Genomic DNA, 15,479 nt, shown 5'->3' with positions numbered 1-15,479 from the left:
TTTACGGATTCTTTTCATATATTAAAATTAAGGTTTTATGCTTAACTTTTACTCCCAACTAAGTTAGTATATCCAAAGCATTAAAAAATACTTTACCTAAAGACTAGTTCTAAAATAGCTTAACAGTTATTAATAATATTTAAGTCCGAGATTTTCTCGGATTATTTTGTTACATAAATTCTAAATCTGTTTTTTTAAGATGTTTGATTTTATCATTTTTGTCTAAAATGCTATTTAGTTCATTAATAAAATTGATTAATTCATTATAATCTTTTTTATTTGATAAATAATTATTTTCTTCAAAGGCAGAAGTTAGAACAAAATGTCTATTGATAGTTTTATCACTAATAATAATATTTTTTCTTAGATTAGGTAGTGTAACAATTATTCCATGACCTTTTTGATAAATAGAGTCTAATCTAAAAATATTTTTATCTCTAATTAAGGAAATTATCTTTTCTTTTTCTTTTTGATCAAGAACGTTTTTTATTACAATAGTATCTTCAATATAATATTGCTCGAATTGATTTTTTTCAAAATTATATTTTCTAATTTCATCTATATATTCAAATGATAAATTAGTTTCATCAAAAAAATATTCAGGTTTTGATTTAGTTTGATTATTCAAAATAATAATGAAACCAACCATTCCAATAAAACCAATTAGAAAGCAAAGTAGATTAATGATTTTAATTTTCATTATTCAAATTTTGTGTTAATTAAATAAAAGTAATCGTTTTTTTACAATAAAACTTCATTAAATCTTCAAATATTAGGAGAACTACAGATAATCAATTATTTTAGCAAATCGTAAAATTGAAGACAAACAAATAATGAAAAAATTTTTATTATCCACGCTTTTAGTGGTTATGCTTTTTCCTTTTAAAGTGAAAGCTGACGAAGGAATGTGGTTTTTGATGTTCATCGAACGTCTGAATCACCGTGATATGCAAAAACAAGGTTTACAATTAACTTCAGAAGAAATTTATAGTATCAACAATAACTCTTTAAAAGATGCTATTGTACAATTTGGTGGTGGATGTACTGCTGAAATGGTTTCTGGTCAAGGTTTAGTTTTGACAAATCACCACTGCGGTTATGGTGCGATTGCTGAATTATCTGCTCCTGAACATGACTATTTAAAAGATGGTTTTTGGGCAAAAGACAAAGCTGCTGAGTTAAAACCAAAAAGTTTAAAAGTACGTTTCTTCGTTCGTATGGATGACGTTTCTAAACGTATTTTAGGTGTTGTAAATGATAAAATGTCTGAGTTAGATCGTGAAAAAGCGATTAACCAAGAGATTGCCAAAATTGAGAAAGAAAACAGCGAAAACGGAAAATATGTAGTTTCTGTTCGTTCATTCTTCCAAGGAAATGAGTATTATTACTTCGTATACCAAGATTATGAAGATGTACGTTTAGTAGGAACACCTCCAAGTTCTATCGGAAAATATGGTGGAGATACAGATAACTGGGAATGGCCACGTCACACAGGAGATTTCTCTATGTTCCGTGTTTATGGTGACAAAGATGGAAATCCTGCGGCTTATTCTACAAGTAATGTTCCGTTGCAACCAAAACATCATTTACCAGTTTCTTTAAAAGGATATCAACCAAATGATTTCGCTATGATTTTAGGTTATCCAGGTCGTACAAATCGTTGGATGCCAGCGCAAGGTGTTGCTCAAAATGTAGAGTACGCTTATCCTGCTTGGGTTGAAGCTTCTAAAGTGACAATGGATCAAATGAAAAAATATATGGAGCAAAATCAAAAAGTAAATATTGATTATGCTTCTAAATATGCTGGAGTTGCGAACTATTGGAAAAATCGTGATGGAATGATTGAAGCTTTAAAACTTCATGGAACTGTTGCGAAGAAAACAAAAGAAGAAGAAAAATTCAATAAATGGGCTCAAAAAGGAGCAAACAAAGCTGAATATGGTGACGTTGTTTCGAATTTGAATAATTATTATGCGAAAACAAATTTAGATGCTCGTCATAACAATTACATCAACATTTTATTACGTTACTCAACTTTAGCAAGTGCGCCATATTCTATTGGAAAAGCATTAGAAAATTATGCAGCTGCAAATGATGGAAAACGTGACGAAATGCGTCCAAAAATTCAGAATGCAATCAATGCATACTACGAAAAAATGTACTTGCCTTTAGAAAAAGATTTATTGGCTGCTCAATTAAATCTTTATGCTTCTAAAGCGAACGAAGCTGGTTTAGCACCTTATGTTGCTGATTTAGCGAAGCAAAATAACAAGAACTTTACAGCTTATGTAAATGATGCAGTTGAAAGAAGTTTCTTCGCTGATCAAAAACAAGTTGAGAATTTCTTAATTTCTCCAGATGTAGAAGTTTTGAAAAAAGATCCTTTATATGTTTTATCAAATGCTTTAGTAGAAAGAGCGTCTAAACAAACTGATGAGCAAGCAAAATTGAATGATGTTTATTCTAAAAATTTCCGTTTATTAGTAAAAGGTTTACGTGAGTCTAAAATCGGGAATATCTTATATCCAGATGCAAACTCTACGTTACGTTTAACTTACGGTTCTATCCAAAATTTACCAAAAAGTACAAATCCAAAACGTCAACCAGATGTTGCTTCTAACTATTTCACAACATTAGAAGGTACAGTTGCAAAACACATCGCAGGTGATGAAGAGTTCGAAAATCCACAACGTTTATTAGATTTAGCGAAAGCAAAAGATTATGGACAATATGGAGATAAAGATGGATATTTACACGTAAACTTCTTATCAAATAATGACATTACAGGTGGTAACTCAGGTTCTCCAGTAATGAATGGTAAAGGTGAATTAATCGGTATTGCATTTGACGGAAATATTGAAGCAATGGCTGGTGATGTAATCTTTGATCCTAAATTACAACGTACGATATCTGTAGACATTCGATACGTTTTATGGGTTGTTGATAAATTTGCTGGAGCAAAACACATTGTTGATGAAATGACAATTGTAAAATAAGATTTGAATCATAATATTTTAAAGGCTTCCTATTTTGGAAGCCTTTTTTTGTGGAGAAAATCTAAACGAATTACCTTTGTGAAAAATAAAAGTTAATGAAAGTTATTTCTCTTTTAGAAGGTGTTTTTCATGTTGATACGAAAAAAGAGTTTCATTATTTAGGTGATGATATAGATGTTAAAAATCCCGATGACGGATATAATCTGATTGTCCGCCCTTTTTTTGTACAACTTGGAGAGGATAATATTTTGATTGATTGTGGTTTCGGAACTGAAGTAGATTGTGAACCAATAATTTTAAGGAAACTACGCGAACATAATATTAATCCAAATCAAATTACGAAAGTATTGATTTCGCATTTACATAAAGATCATATCAACGGAATTGGAAATTGGGTAGGGGATCAGTTTGTATGTAATTTTCCTGAAGCAAAAATTTATATTCAACAACGTGAATATGATTATGCGGTTGCTCAGACAAATAATTCATATAATTATGAACGTTTAGAAAAATTGAAATCATTCAAAAATATTGTGTGGATGAATGATGAAAATTCAGGTTTTGTTTCAAAGAATATCCAATTTGAAGTTACCGGTGGACACGTTCCTTTTCAACAAGTTTTTTGGATCAAAAATGATGAAGATATTGTTTTCTATGGTGCAGATAATTTGCCTCAACTTAATTATTTTAGATATCATGCAGCTTTCAAAAATGATGTCGATGGTGTAAAAGCGATGGAAGATCGTGTACGTTGGGAAAAAGAAGCGAAAGAAGAACATTGGAAAATTCTTTTTTATCACGGAAAAAGAACAGATATAAAACAATTTTAGAAATTATATTATAAATGAAAAGCCTTGCATTTGCAAGGCTTTTTGTATTTGAATTATATTTCAGTTTAATTATGTCCCAAATAAATTTGGAAACCAACTGCTAATCCCAAACCGTTTTGAGCTTGAGCATTTGCTAAATTAGATTTAGAATAATTGTATCCAACCATTCCTTCTAAAGCTACATTTCTAGAAACGAAGTGTGCATAACCTGCGTTAATTCCGAAACCGAAAGAAGTATCAGAAACTCCACCGCTTTTAGCTCCAGTTATACCTACTTCACCTTGTCCAAAGAAACGTCCTGTAGAACTTGCTCCTTCAGGAAAATAGTAACGAGCAAATGGCATTAATTTATATTGGTAAATGTTATCTCCATCTTTTACAGTTTGTAAGCCAAAACCAGTTGTAAGACCAACTGCAAATCCATCAGAAACAAAATATCCAGCTTGAGGATTTAAGTTAATGTTAAAGTTTTCTCCTTCAAAAGAATAACCTAAAGATCCAATAGAACCTCCTACTAACCAATTACCTTGTTTGATCGGTGTAGAACCTACGTTAGCAGATGTTTGAGGTGTTTTAATTTCTTGCGCAAATGCTGAAGTTGCAAATACTGCGAGCACTAATGTTAAAAATACTTTTTTCATAATTTGTTGATTTTAAATTGTGAATGACACAAATTATGCCAAAACTATTCGAATAGTGTTAACGTTTTATCGATATTTTTTTTCTGATTTCGTCAAAAGGATTATTGAAAAATGAATTTTTAGGGGTGAAATAAATTAAAAATTTTATCTATTAAGATTTATATTCAACCAATTTTTTATTATCTGAAAAGTTTCATTTTTTTGTTCAATCCAAGGAAAATGTCCTGCATGATCGATTAAAAATAAATCTGAATTTTGAAGATATTCATGAAGTTTTTCGACTTTTTTCGGAGGATTATTTGTATCAAATTTTCCATTAATAATTAAAATTGGAATTGTAATTTGATTGAATTTTTCTTGATAGATGAGATATTTATCAATATTTTGTTCAGTCGTATATGGATTAATTTGATTAGGAATTTCTTTTCGTTTCCCAATTTTTTGGATGGAGTCGTAATAAGGTTTTACTTTTTCGAAAGTTTCTTGATTGTAGCACCACCATTTTATCGGAGAATAAGATAAATCTCGACCAGAAGCATCTGTTTTAGTGTTATTTTTTAGCATATAATCCCAGTCATCTACAACTTGTTTGAACCACTTTTCGGTATTTTTTCGTTTAGTTTCAAAGATATTTCGATCATTCATCATTTCATCAAAATTATTGATAAATCCAGTTCCAGAAAGAATCAAACCATCTAAGTGCTCAGGATAATCTACCGCATATTGCAAAGCAATCGCACTTTGATCTGAATGTCCAAACAGCCAAATTTGATCTATATTCAATTTTTTTCTTAGTTCGTCAATTTCCTTTACGAGATGCGAATCTTGGTATTCTTCGTAAGATTTTGGCGTTTCGGAACGTCCAATTCCACGGGAATTATAGTAGACAACTGTAAAATATTTTTCTAAAGGTTGTAAAGAGTTTTCGTATGCAATTTTCCCAGAAGTAGGATGCCCAACAATTAGAACGGGACCTTTTCCTTTTATCGTATATTCTATATTATACTTGTCAATTTTTTCATAATAATTTCCTTCTCTAATCGAATTAGAACAAGAAGAAAATAGAATGAATAAAATAATAATAAGTCGTTGCATCATATTCTAAAATACAAAAAAATCCCCAACATGTGTTGAGGATTTCTTGTATAGTTTTTTTACATTTTTTCATCACTGTATTCACCGAGTAAAGCATAATAGCCAAAAAGAGCCATTCCGATAACGATAATTGGTGTAAGGACAAATAGAATAATAATTCCGAATACTAAATCATCTTGAGAGCCTGATGATAATTTTGGAATTCCAAATTCCATAACACAAAAGTAGGCTACAACAAGTGATAATGCGATCCAAACGATTCCTAATATTTTTTTAATTGCTTCCATTTTTAATAGTTTTTTTAGTTAACATTTCTGTCTTTATTACTGATATAAATTGCTCCAATGATAAAACAAACAGCCGCAATTCCGATAGGATACCAAAGACCTTCTAAGTAAAACTGCGGATCTCCATTGTTTTTGGCATTTGTTACCAAATAAGTAGAAACAGCAGGTAAAAGACCTCCAAAAATTCCGTTTCCTACGTGATAAGGTAAAGACATTGATGTATATCTAATTTTAACAGGGAACATTTCTACTAAGAACGCAGCAATTGGACCATAAACCATTGTGATAAAAATAATTTGAATCCAAATTAATCCAACTAATTTCCATTTATCACCACTATTAATATGTGTCGATTTTTTAACAATTTCACTTACTTTTCCATCTACAACTTTTGCATGACCATTTTCTAAATGACGCGTTGTAACTTGTTTGTAAGTTGTACCATCTGTAAATGATTTTTGAATTGTATAAATAGAATCAGATTTTTCGTCAACATTTTTGATTTCAGCTTTTTCGATAGTTTGAGCCGCAATTACTTCTTTGTTTTCAAGATTTGTCGTTTGATACATTGATTCGTAGATTGGTCTATAGGCAAATACAGCGACAATCATACCGATTAACATCACCCATTTTCGACCAACTTTATCACTCAACCATCCAAAGAATACAAAGAAAGGTGTACCGAATAATAAGGCGATTCCTAACAAAGAATCTACTTGGTCAGATTCTACATTCATCACCGTTTTCATGTAACTCATTGAGTAAAATTGACCTGTATACCATACAACTCCTTGTCCCATTACAGCTCCAAAAAGTGCTAATAAAACGAACTTCATGTTGTAACGATTCCCGAAAGATTCTTTCAAAGGATTTTTAGAAGTTGTTCCTTCATCTTTTGCTTTTTTGAAAGCTGGCGATTCGTCCATATTTTTACGAATCAAGTATGAAACGTAAACCATCAAAATTGATAAAATAAATGGAACTCGCCATCCCCAAAGATCAAATTGTTCTTCTGATAATAATGTTTTCGTCAATAAAATAACAATTAACGAAACAAATAAACCAACAGTTGCAGTGGTTTGTATCCAAGAAGTCCAATATCCTCTTTCTCCGTCTGGCGCGTGTTCTGCTACGTATGTTGCGGCACCTCCATATTCGCCTCCAAGTGCTAAACCTTGTAATAAACGTAAGATTAATACTAATAAAGGTGCGATAAATCCGATTGATTCGTAAGATGGAATACATCCGATCAAAAAAGTTGCTCCTCCCATTAATACTAAAGTTGCCATAAACGTATATTTACGACCAATAATATCTCCTAATCGACCAAAGAATAATGCACCAAATGGACGTACAACAAATCCAGCAGCAAATGTTGCTAAGGTCGATAAAAAGGCAGCTGTAGGATTGTCAGCTGGGAAAAATTTAGTAGAAATTACAACAGCTAAACTTCCAAAAATAAAGAAGTCATACCATTCAATTAGCGTTCCCATCGAGGAAGCACCAATCACTTTCCAGATTGTTTTTTTGTTAGCAGTTTCGCTCATAAATAATGTGTTTTTGTGTTAATTCTTGTGTGTTTTTTATAGTAATATCATTGCTTGTATTGTTATCATGTCGTCCATGTGTTTTGGTTGATCGAAAGATTTTTGATATTCTACAGAAATTTTAGCATTCTGACCATCAATGTACCAGTTTCCACCTAATTTTAATTCGTTTGCAGGTTTCACTAAACCTTTGAAATCTCTGTAAGAATACCCAACATACGGCTGAATTCTATTGCGGAATTTCCCTTCGCCTTCTTTGAGGTTTTTAGGCAGTAAATACCCAACATGTCCAGAAAATTGGTTTCCATCTCCTACAACATTACCTTGTACATAATTTTCGCCCATGTCCGAATTTTGATATTTCGCATAAGCTGTTATCGAAGATGATTTTCCAATTGGAGCATCGTAGAACGCATCAACAGCAAGATGAGTTACATTTTCTCCAATCAAATTATCATTTTCTTTTTTGACAATCGCATTGCTTTGATTAAAAAATCCTGCTCCGATATTGAATACTTTTTTAGTTCCTAAATAGGTTCCAACGCGATAAGGTAAGGCATTCGATTCTTGATCTAAGAATTGATAATCAAAATAACCTGAAACTGCATATTTACCTTCTCCAAGTATCGCTTTTCCTAAATATTTTTCTTGTCCGTTTTGTAAAACTGTCGAAGAGTTTCCGTCCAAAGTATTCGTAATAGCATCACTTAATGCTAAACGATAATTTAGTTTTCCAATTCGCCCTTTTACAAACATGCCCAAATGATTTGAAAATTGATCAGACAAACCAAGTGTAGACCAGTCAGCTCTGTTATTGTCTAGCGTCAACATATTGATAGAACCTTGACCATTTCCACGAGAAATTCCACCAAAATTGTGAACTCCTGCACCAATTGCTAAATTATTTGTTACCTTATATTGTAAAAACATTTCATGCAAGAAAAACGATACATCTGTACTTTTTCCCATCGGAGAAAGATTATTATCATAGATTCCATTTGCACCAAAATGTGTTAAAATCATAAATCGATCATTGATTTGCGAATAAGCGAGAACGCGTGCTCGTTTGATAGAAAATCCATCATTGGCGTGTTTTCCTTCGTAATCCTGAAACCAAGTTTGTCCCCAAAGAATAAATCGGACATATTTACTTCCTTCTGGATTTAATTTTACGACCAAACCGCCATCATATTCAGAAGCGTATTGAGCCTTCAATTCCGTGGCTCCAAAAGTGGATAGTAGAGCAAGTGCGACAAAAATTTTTTTCATTTTTAATAAATGGTGTTAGTTGTACATTATTTGTGATTTTGTGTTGACTTAGTAAATAGACTTAAGTTTAACTAAAATAATGTATTGAAAAATAATAATGCTTTTTTTGATAAAGAATTTCTTTTTTATTTTATTAGTGTAAATAATACGCTAATATTTTTTTTAATTTCTTAAAAAAATGTCAAGAAAAGTTTTAAGTTGATAATCTGAGTTGGATTTATTTCAGAGAATTTATCAAAAAAAGATGCAATAATAATCTTATTATTTATTAAATCAAGAAATAATTATTGACAAATTGATAAAATAAAGAAGTAATTTATTCTAAAATGTTATGATTTAGTAAAATATAATCTGAAATTATTTATTCTGATTAGAATATTATAAGTAGAAAGCATAAAAAAGGTTTCGATTTTGTTCGAAACCTTTTTTCTAATCTATCTTAATTCCAAGATAATCTAACAATGCGATACAATTCTCTTTAGAAAATTGCGCACCTTTTAATTGATTATCATTCGGATTTATAGTGAAGTTGTAAGCCGTTTTGAAGTTGGCTTGCTTTAAATTGGTCTGATAGAAAATGGCGTGAGCCAAATTGCAGTTCATAAAATAGGCTTGACTAAGATCTGCAAAAGAAAATTCTACATTTTGTAAAGAACAATTGCTAAACTTCGTCTTTTTTAACGGTAATTCATAAAAAGATGAGTCGTTTAACGTACAATTTTCAAACGAAATACTTAATCCAAATTTATTCGAATTTTCGAGATTGAAACCAATCATTTTACAATTGATAAACTCAACTTGCTGAAAGCTTGTGTTTTCTAAAGTCGAATTACTCAAATTACATTCGATAAATTGACATTGAATAAATTTGATATCGCTTAAATCTAATCCATTCAAATCACAATTCACAAACTCGCAATTTTCGTATTCACCAGCTATATTTTGATTTTCTGAGAAATTAATTTGTTCAAATTTTTCTTCGAAATGATAGTCCATAAGTTATTTTTTTACGATCAAGTTTTTTAGAGCTAACCAAAAAATCATCACAATCATGTCAATGTAAATAGTAACTTTTAATTGATCGATTTGCGAACAAAGATTTTTTCCTGTTATAGTAGAAATACAAGTGTCAACTCCGTCGGTTTCATATTTTATACTAACCATAGTGTTAATAATCATGTAAAAAACAACAGGAATAATCAGAATAATTATTGCTAAAATAATGTTGTAATATCTTTTTGAGATCATAATTAATCTTCGAATGTAACTTCTATTTCTTGTCCAAATTGTAAGATATAACCATTGTTGTCGTAAATCGCAAACTCGCGCATATCCCATTCAAAAGTCTCAATTTCATATACAACTTCGCAATCATTTTTTACTTGATTCCACAACTCGTCTACATTGTCTACAACAAAATAAAAAGAACCTGTGAAATTAGCTCGTTCAAAATCTGCTCCTTCATTTGGATAAGCCAACATAATTTCTACATCGTCTTTTTGCAAGCAAGCCCAAATCCAATCTTCATTTTGATCAGCAATTTTAAATCCTAATTTTTTATAGAATTTTGTTGTTTTTTGTAAATCTTTCGTCCAAATTATTGGGCGCAAACTTTTAAAAGCCATGTTATATTATTTTGGATAAAATTACTTCAATTTTTCTTAAGTCTCAATTCCATTTTAAATGATAATTATGCTATTTATTAACTTGTAATGTATTTTGGTAGTTTTATAAAAAAAACCGTCAATTTGAGTGAAATTCTTTTAGAATTTTGTATCGAGAATAAGGTTTTAGAAGATAAAATTCATCTTAATTCTCGATACAATTTTTAGAAAATAACTTTCTAAAAATCACTCGAACTGACGAATTTTAATTTAAAATAGACAAGAGGTTATTTATTCATATTATTATTTCGAAAGTTGATTCCATAAAAAAACTCCTAACAAGTAGGAGTTTTATGCTATAAATCAAAACTGATTTATGGATTATATTTTTTGTTCAATGCTTTCAAGATTGCCCAAGTTTCAGCATCTACAACTCCATCGTATTTTTCTGGACGGAAATGCATCTGAAATGCCACAATCGCATTCTTAGTTTGCGAATCTATCATTCCATTTGTAGGAACGTTGTAACCATATTTCTTAAGATCAGTTTGCACTTGAGTGATAAAAACTGAACTTGTTGTATCCCAAGGATATTGTTGCATAAACACATATTTATCAGTATCATCGTACCAAGCACCAACACCATAATCTGTATATAATTTTTTCCAAGGGAAAAGTGGACCCGGATCTGGTTTTCTACCTGGCGCAACATCCGCATGCCCAATTACATTAAAAGGGGAAATATTATAACGTTTTACAATATCTTGCGCTAATTCACCCACTTTTTTGATTTGATAATCTGGATAAGGCGTGTAATTTGGATAAGCATCCGTTCCTTTGTTTCCAAGATTCACGATTTCGATACCAATAGAAGAAAAGTTTAGATTATCTAACCCTTTCCAGCTACTAACACCAGCATGCCATGCACGTTTTGTTTCGTCAACTAAAAGATTAATTGTTTTGTCATCATAATCATTTACCAAATAATGCGCACTTACATCTTTCTGAGTCAATACTTTTAACGATAATTCTGTATTGATTGCTGTGTAGTGTAACACCAAAAATCGCACACGCTCATCTTGCGAAATAGATGGATAATAATCTGTTGTTACCTTGTACTTGTCGAGTTTTGCAGCTCGAGTCATTTCCGGTTGATCTGTTTTTGAATTAATAATGACTGTGTCACGAATTACTTTTGTAATTGTTTTTGGTGGAACTTTTTTAGTTGCACAACTAGCCAAAATAAAAAAACAAGAAATTGCCGAAAATACTAATCCTTTAAAATTCATTCTTTTAGTTCTAAATAGTCTTTTGAATAGCCAAAATTAAGCCAAATAATTTAATTTTTTTTCTAAAAAGACTTGTTTTGCAATAAAAGTCAATATATATTTGCAACCGCTTTATGAGACAAATGAGTCTTATTTTTAAAAGTTAGGAGAGGTGCCAGAGCGGTAATGGAGCAGATTGCTAATCTGTCATCGGGAAACCGATGCCAGGGTTCGAGTCCCTGTCTCTCCGCATTTTTTTTGAATGACCGAATCGGGGTGTAGCGTAGCCCGGTCATCGCGCCTGCTTTGGGAGCAGGAGGTCGCAGGTTCGAATCCTGCCACCCCGACGAATTTTAGTAATAAAATTTTGGATTGGTCCAGTAGCTCAGCTGGATAGAGCAACTGCCTTCTAAGCAGTAGGTCTCAGGTTCGAATCCTGACTGGATCACAATCTAAAGAAAACCCACACTGATAATCAGTGTGGGTTTTTTGTTTTATATTTATTTACTTTTTTATATAATTGCAAAATGGATATTAATTCAAAAAAGAATCTAGGAGATAAAATTCAAAGATTCAATTTTATTTTTAATGAAACTATTGAGTTACATAAATTAATAGTAAGAGGAAAACAATTTTTATTATCAAAAACAAATTATAATAATGTATTTGATATGGAGTTTTATAATAGTTCTTATTGTGATATTTTAGAATATCAAATTCTTTTTAATAGTCATTATAATATAATCAATCTGCATAAATTGTTATCTGATTCTTCTAATGATAAAAACTCATTAATTAAGATAGATAACTTATTATTCAATTTAAAGAGATGTAACGAACTTGAAGAGATCCAATATTTAAAGAATAATATCTATACTACTTATAACGATTTAATTGTAAAAATACGAGAATATAGAACACAATTTTTTGCTCATTTAGACAATATAACCTTTAAAGAAATTCATTTAACTAAAAATTTTTATCTTGATAATTTAGATGAAATAAGAAGATTATTAGATTCTATTTCTGAACTATTAGTAAGATTAATAATTTATTATTTTGATGAATTTAAAGAAAACGATTCTTCAAAAAAATTATCAATAAATAACCATATATTAAGAATGAGTACTTTAAAGAACGGAAAAAAGTCATATTTGAATTCAAATAGTGAAATATTCTTAGACAAATTGATTGATGTTTTCGAGGATGTATCTGAAATACAATCAGCATTAAAACAATCAATTTCAGATCAAGATAAAATAAAACTAATTAATGAAATTTTAGTTAAATCTACAGGAGAAGTAAATGGATATAAATTTTTTACTTACAAATACTAACTTTCCCTTTTTCACTCAATTGCTTAAAATTAATTGCAGGAATAGTTGGATTTAATTCAGACTTGAAATTAGTAACACTTGGCGTTTCAAAAAAATCTAATTCGTATAAGCCATCTTCCACGAATTGACACTCATCGGTTAAAATATAGACTTTAGGAAAACTTGGTTTTCGTTCTATTTTTACTTTTTTGATGTTATTTTGATCGGTGAAAACTTCTCCTTTCTTTGTGTTTGCCATTGTTTCTTATTTAGACAACAAATTTCTTAATAATATTGAATATTAAAAAAATCAATCCGTAATATTCAAAATATTTCTACCTTCGTTACAAATAAAACCACGTGAAATATACAATTCTAGCAATACTTTTGTTTTTCTTTTTAGGATTAACAAGTTGTTTACCAACTAAAACAGTTACTGAATCGAAAACTGTGACTTCAGAAATTAGCGATTTATCAGGAAAATGGAATATTGATGATGGAGGAGATTACATTATTTTTGAAGATGCAACCAAAAAGATGGTGATGAAAACGGCTTGCGGAATAATTACGGCTGATTATACCAAAATAAATCAAGCAATAATTTTTAATCATTTAAAACAAGTGAATTCTGATTGTGAAATTCCTCAAAATATGATTCAAAATTTGCAAAAAACTGCATATTTTAAAGTAAAATCATCAAATCAAATTACTTTTTATGATGAAGCTCATCTAGAAAAGCTAACTTTGAAATTAATAAAGTAAATCGCCAAGAAAAATATATTATGCTTAGCATAATTTTTTATTAAATTTGTCTAAATTTCTAATGTTGAAGAAAGTTTTAAGTTATCCGTTATCTATAATCTTTTATATTTTTTATGGATTAACGTTGTTGGTAATGCATGTTGTGCAATGGTTGTGCTACAATTTGGGAGGGTATGCTGCTCATCACAAAAGTGTAAAAGTGATGAATGGTCTTTTGGTTTTTTGGACAAGAATTTTGGGTACAACATATACCTATAAGGGACACGAAAATTTGATACAAAATGTACCATTAATTTTTGTGAGTAATCACCAAAGTATGTATGATATTTCTCCGTTAGAATATGATTTGGCTGATTATCATCCAAAGTTTATTTCGAAAATAGAATTAGGTAAAGGAATTCCCAGTGTATCGTACAATTTAACGCATGGAGGTTCTGCATTAATCGATCGTAAAAACGGAAAACAAGCAATAGAGGAAATAAAAAAATTAGCGCAATACATTCAGAAAAATAATTATTCAGCCATTATTTTTCCAGAAGGTACAAGAAGCAAAAATGGAGTACCAAAGGCTTTCAAAGAGAATGGATTGAAAGTTTTGACGAAATATGCTAAAGACGCTTATGTTGTTCCAGTTACGCTAAATAATACGTGGGAAATAGAAAAGTGGGGTAAATTCCCGATGTATTTGGGCGCGAAAGTAACGATACAATACCATAAACCCTTAAAAGTGAGTGACTATAAGTTTGATGAAATATTTGAGCTTACCGAAAAAACTGTAAAAAGTAGTATAACCGCATAAAATAATTATATGTCAATAAAAAATGTTCGCCTGGAAGTAATGCAATTTCTTGAGAAAGATATTGATGCTTATATGGACAAATTCTTAGTTCCAGCCGATAAAATTTGGCAACCAACAGATTTTTTACCGAATTCTCAAACAGATTCTTTTTTTGACGAAATCAAAGAATTACAAGAGCTTTCGAAAGATTTGCCAGATGATTTCTGGATTACATTGATTGGAGATACCATTACTGAAGAAGCTTTGCCAACCTACGAATCTTGGTTGATGCAAATGGACGGTGTGGTAGATGAAGAAGGAAATTACCTAGAAAATGGTTGGGCAAAATGGATTCGCCATTGGACAGGAGAAGAAAATCGTCACGGTGATGTTTTGAATAAATTTTTGTATTTATCAGGACGTATCAATATGCGCGAGGTTGAAGTAACAACGCAGCATTTGATAAATGACGGTTTTGACATTGGAACAGCACACGATCCTTACAAAAACTTTGTTTATACAAGTTTTCAAGAATTAGCAACTTATGTATCGCATAATAATGTATCAGCAATTGCAAAAAAATACGGAGCGAAAAAATTATCGCGTATGTGTAAAATCATTGCAGGAGATGAAATGCGTCACCATTTAGCTTACACAGAGTTCGTTCGTCGTATTTTCGAAGCTGATCCTTCAGAAATGATGTTAGCTGTTCAACATATGTTCAAACTTAAGATTGTAATGCCAGCGCATTTCTTAAGAGCTTCTGGAGAAGAAAGAGGTACTTTGTTTGATGCGTTTTCAGATGCAGCGCAACGTATTGGTGTGTACACAGCGTTTGATTACATCGATATTATGCGAAAATTAATTGAAGCTTGGCAATTGGATAAAATCTCTGGATTGAATGCAGAGGCTGAAAAAGCAAGAGATTATATCATGAAATTCCCAGATAGAATGGATAGAATTTCGCAACGTATTGTGATTCCTGAAGATGGACCACAATTCAAATGGTTATTACCAGCTACGTCTAAATAGATTATTATAATCAAAATCATATAAAAAAGAGGCAATTCAAAATCGAATTGCCTC

General features: G+C 30.8%; 17 protein-coding genes and 3 tRNA genes. 9 read left to right on the top strand and 11 right to left on the bottom strand.

The features are described 5' to 3' along the window. Nucleotides 1-169: 169 nt before the first annotated feature. The gene (locus HXZ74_RS12335; protein ID WP_286475658.1) at nucleotides 170-628 is read right to left on the bottom strand and encodes a hypothetical protein; all 459 of its coding nucleotides are present in this window, start codon (nucleotides 626-628) and stop codon (nucleotides 170-172) included. 205 nt (nucleotides 629-833) lie between these two features. Between HXZ74_RS12335 and HXZ74_RS12330 the strand changes: the two genes are divergently transcribed. Further along, nucleotides 834-2,996: a S46 family peptidase gene (locus tag HXZ74_RS12330; RefSeq protein WP_286475656.1), complete on the top strand. Its 2,163-nt coding sequence runs from the start codon at nucleotides 834-836 to the stop codon at nucleotides 2,994-2,996. Between the two features lie 95 nt (nucleotides 2,997-3,091). Beyond that, entirely contained in the window at nucleotides 3,092-3,826 is a 735-nt protein-coding gene (locus HXZ74_RS12325) for an MBL fold metallo-hydrolase (protein WP_286475654.1), read from the top strand. A 65-nt stretch (nucleotides 3,827-3,891) separates the two neighbouring features. Here the strand turns inward: HXZ74_RS12325 and HXZ74_RS12320 are convergent, their stop codons facing one another. The 9 genes from HXZ74_RS12320 to HXZ74_RS12280 form a co-directional block, all read right to left on the bottom strand. Continuing rightward, nucleotides 3,892-4,467, bottom strand: coding sequence for a putative outer membrane beta-barrel protein (locus HXZ74_RS12320; RefSeq protein ID WP_038333658.1), 576 nt, complete (start codon nucleotides 4,465-4,467; stop codon nucleotides 3,892-3,894). 144 nt (nucleotides 4,468-4,611) lie between these two features. Continuing rightward, nucleotides 4,612-5,565, bottom strand: a complete 954-nt coding sequence (locus tag HXZ74_RS12315; RefSeq protein ID WP_260392031.1) for an alpha/beta hydrolase — start codon at nucleotides 5,563-5,565, stop codon at nucleotides 4,612-4,614. A gap of 56 nt (nucleotides 5,566-5,621) precedes the next feature. Beyond that, a complete protein-coding gene (locus tag HXZ74_RS12310; protein ID WP_114999946.1) occupies nucleotides 5,622-5,849 on the bottom strand; it encodes a DUF6814 family protein in 228 nt (75 codons plus the stop codon). A gap of 14 nt (nucleotides 5,850-5,863) precedes the next feature. Further along, nucleotides 5,864-7,396, bottom strand: a complete 1,533-nt coding sequence (locus HXZ74_RS12305) for an MFS transporter (RefSeq protein ID WP_286475652.1) — start codon at nucleotides 7,394-7,396, stop codon at nucleotides 5,864-5,866. A gap of 36 nt (nucleotides 7,397-7,432) precedes the next feature. Then, a complete protein-coding gene (locus HXZ74_RS12300) occupies nucleotides 7,433-8,665 on the bottom strand; it encodes a hypothetical protein (RefSeq protein ID WP_286475651.1) in 1,233 nt (410 codons plus the stop codon). Nucleotides 8,666-9,094: 429 nt separating this feature from the next. After that, on the bottom strand, nucleotides 9,095-9,661 hold the full coding sequence (locus HXZ74_RS12295; protein WP_286475649.1) for a pentapeptide repeat-containing protein: 567 nt from the start codon (nucleotides 9,659-9,661) through the stop codon (nucleotides 9,095-9,097). A 3-nt stretch (nucleotides 9,662-9,664) separates the two neighbouring features. Next, the gene (locus HXZ74_RS12290; RefSeq protein ID WP_280061978.1) at nucleotides 9,665-9,913 is read right to left on the bottom strand and encodes a hypothetical protein; all 249 of its coding nucleotides are present in this window, start codon (nucleotides 9,911-9,913) and stop codon (nucleotides 9,665-9,667) included. 2 nt (nucleotides 9,914-9,915) lie between these two features. Continuing rightward, nucleotides 9,916-10,290: a VOC family protein gene (locus tag HXZ74_RS12285; protein WP_280061977.1), complete on the bottom strand. Its 375-nt coding sequence runs from the start codon at nucleotides 10,288-10,290 to the stop codon at nucleotides 9,916-9,918. A 353-nt stretch (nucleotides 10,291-10,643) separates the two neighbouring features. Further along, nucleotides 10,644-11,558 carry an N-acetylmuramoyl-L-alanine amidase gene (locus tag HXZ74_RS12280; RefSeq protein WP_286475647.1) on the bottom strand — a complete coding sequence of 305 codons (915 nt, stop codon included), beginning with the start codon at nucleotides 11,556-11,558 and terminating at the stop codon, nucleotides 10,644-10,646. Between the two features lie 145 nt (nucleotides 11,559-11,703). Here HXZ74_RS12280 and HXZ74_RS12275 point away from each other — a divergent pair. From HXZ74_RS12275 to HXZ74_RS12260, 4 genes are all read left to right on the top strand, one after another. Beyond that, nucleotides 11,704-11,787: transfer RNA gene (locus tag HXZ74_RS12275), tRNA-Ser, on the top strand. Between the two features lie 22 nt (nucleotides 11,788-11,809). Further along, nucleotides 11,810-11,884, top strand: a tRNA-Pro gene (locus HXZ74_RS12270). A 27-nt stretch (nucleotides 11,885-11,911) separates the two neighbouring features. Beyond that, nucleotides 11,912-11,985: transfer RNA gene (locus HXZ74_RS12265), tRNA-Arg, on the top strand. 79 nt (nucleotides 11,986-12,064) lie between these two features. Then, on the top strand, nucleotides 12,065-12,874 hold the full coding sequence (locus HXZ74_RS12260; protein WP_280061975.1) for a hypothetical protein: 810 nt from the start codon (nucleotides 12,065-12,067) through the stop codon (nucleotides 12,872-12,874). Here HXZ74_RS12260 and HXZ74_RS12255 read toward each other — a convergent pair. Continuing rightward, nucleotides 12,858-13,112: a hypothetical protein gene (locus HXZ74_RS12255; protein WP_286475645.1), complete on the bottom strand. Its 255-nt coding sequence runs from the start codon at nucleotides 13,110-13,112 to the stop codon at nucleotides 12,858-12,860. The genes HXZ74_RS12260 and HXZ74_RS12255 overlap by 17 nt on opposite strands. Before the next feature lie 101 nt (nucleotides 13,113-13,213). Between HXZ74_RS12255 and HXZ74_RS12250 the strand changes: the two genes are divergently transcribed. The 3 genes from HXZ74_RS12250 (at nucleotide 13,214) to HXZ74_RS12240 (ending at nucleotide 15,425) form a co-directional block, all read left to right on the top strand. Further along, nucleotides 13,214-13,615 carry a hypothetical protein gene (locus HXZ74_RS12250; RefSeq protein ID WP_280051686.1) on the top strand — a complete coding sequence of 134 codons (402 nt, stop codon included), beginning with the start codon at nucleotides 13,214-13,216 and terminating at the stop codon, nucleotides 13,613-13,615. 64 nt (nucleotides 13,616-13,679) lie between these two features. Next, a complete protein-coding gene (locus HXZ74_RS12245) occupies nucleotides 13,680-14,414 on the top strand; it encodes a lysophospholipid acyltransferase family protein (RefSeq protein WP_280061972.1) in 735 nt (244 codons plus the stop codon). A gap of 9 nt (nucleotides 14,415-14,423) precedes the next feature. Continuing rightward, nucleotides 14,424-15,425, top strand: coding sequence for an acyl-ACP desaturase (locus HXZ74_RS12240; RefSeq protein WP_038333672.1), 1,002 nt, complete (start codon nucleotides 14,424-14,426; stop codon nucleotides 15,423-15,425). Nucleotides 15,426-15,479: the final 54 nt, after the last annotated feature.

This window comes from Empedobacter sp. R750, from assembly GCF_030324345.1.
In the GTDB taxonomy this organism is placed as follows: domain Bacteria; phylum Bacteroidota; class Bacteroidia; order Flavobacteriales; family Weeksellaceae; genus Empedobacter; species Empedobacter falsenii_C.
The sequence above is the reverse complement of the archived record's forward strand: the minus strand, read 5'-3'. Positions and strand labels throughout refer to the sequence as shown.